Annotated in this window: 2 protein-coding genes; both read right to left on the reverse strand. The window is 66.3% G+C overall.

All coding sequences use genetic code 11. The annotated features are described in order from the left end of the window. A partial coding sequence (locus EOA60_RS32915) for an AI-2E family transporter (RefSeq protein ID WP_164899769.1) occupies window positions 1-955 on the reverse strand: 955 nt, incomplete at its 3' end. A 242-nt stretch (window positions 956-1,197) separates the two neighbouring features. Further along, on the reverse strand, window positions 1,198-1,405 hold a 208-nt coding region (locus tag EOA60_RS32920), incomplete at its 5' end, for a hypothetical protein (protein WP_164899770.1).

Consider the following 1,405-nt stretch of genomic DNA (forward strand, 5'->3'; position numbering starts at 1 on the left):
GCTTCGGGCGCAGCGTCTTGTCGACGATGAAAAGCTCGACCGCGCCCCAGACGAACAGCGCAAGGCCCGCAAACAACTTGCCGCTGGCGGCGAGGTAGATCGACACCAGCGTGAAGGAGAGCGGCGCGCCGCCCGGGATCAGCGCCATGATGCCGGTAAGCGCCCCGAGCGTGACCGGCGACGGCACGCCGGCCAGCCAATAGGCGACGCCCAGCACCACGCCCTCGCCGATGGCGATGACGGTCATGCCGGTGACGGTCGATGAAATGGTAGCCGGCACGACGCGCGAGATGCGCTCCCAGCGCGTCGGCAGGATGCGCTCGCCGAGGCGATCAACCTGCGCCGCGAAGCCCTCGCCGTCGCGATAGGCAAAGAACAGCGCGATCAGCATGAAAAGCAGCGTGAGCAGCAGCCCGAAGGCGCTGCCGCCGGCGGCCAGCGCGCCGCGATAGATGGTGCCGATGTTGGAGCCGCTGACCATCTGGATCAATTCGCCGATGCCGCCGGGATGGCCGAGATTGGCCGTCCACTGCTGGTTCAGCCATTCGCCGACGACCGGCATGGTGGCGATCCATTGGGGCGTGGCAGAGCCGTGGCGGTTGGTCTCGATCGCCCAGACCACCCACTCGCGAAGCTCGTTGATGGCGTAAGTGCCGGCGAGCGCTATCGGCACCACCAGGAAGGTCAGAATGAACAGGATCGCGAGGGTCGCGGCGATCGTGCGGTTGCCGCCGACCCCGGCGAGCAGCCGGCGGTAGAGCGGCCAGCTGGCGAAGGCGATGACGAGCGCCGCCAGCACCGGGAACAGGAAGCCGTGGAAGAAATAGACGCCGGCGGCGACGATCAGCACCAGGAGCCAGCGCGCCGCCGACAGCGGCGGGATGACGGCAGCCCTCAGCGGCGCCGACAGACCGAACAGGCGCTGCCCTGGTTTCTGGATCTCAGCCCGCTTCAACGCGGCGGTTCTCCCCTGCCAGCTCGATGGTTGCTTATGCACCATCATAGTGCAGCAATCGTGACGATAGTCCAAATGTTTGCGCCTAGCCTCCTCCCCGTGAGGGAGAAGGTGGATCGGCACGTAGCGCCGAGACGGATAAAGGATGTTCCAGCGGAGCGAGACCTCTGCGTTCCTTGGAACACGCTCATCCGTCGCCTTCGGCGACACCTTCTCCCACACGGGGAGAAGAGGGAGCCCCGCTACCCGAACTTGCCCGTCCTCGGGAAACCCTTCGGCACCATGCGACCGGCGGCTGCACGGGCGCCGATCCACTCGGCCAATTCCTCGCGCGACTTGGTGAAGGTGCGGTCGGCCGAATCCTGCCAGGTCAGCCCCGCTGCAATCGTGAAGGTCTTAAGGTCCAGCACGCCGCCGTCCTTGTATTTCTGCAGGCGCACACCCTTGCCT

Origin of the sequence: Mesorhizobium sp. M1A.F.Ca.IN.020.06.1.1, assembly GCF_004023265.1 — a bacterium.
In the GTDB taxonomy this organism is placed as follows: Bacteria; Pseudomonadota; Alphaproteobacteria; order Rhizobiales; family Rhizobiaceae; genus Mesorhizobium.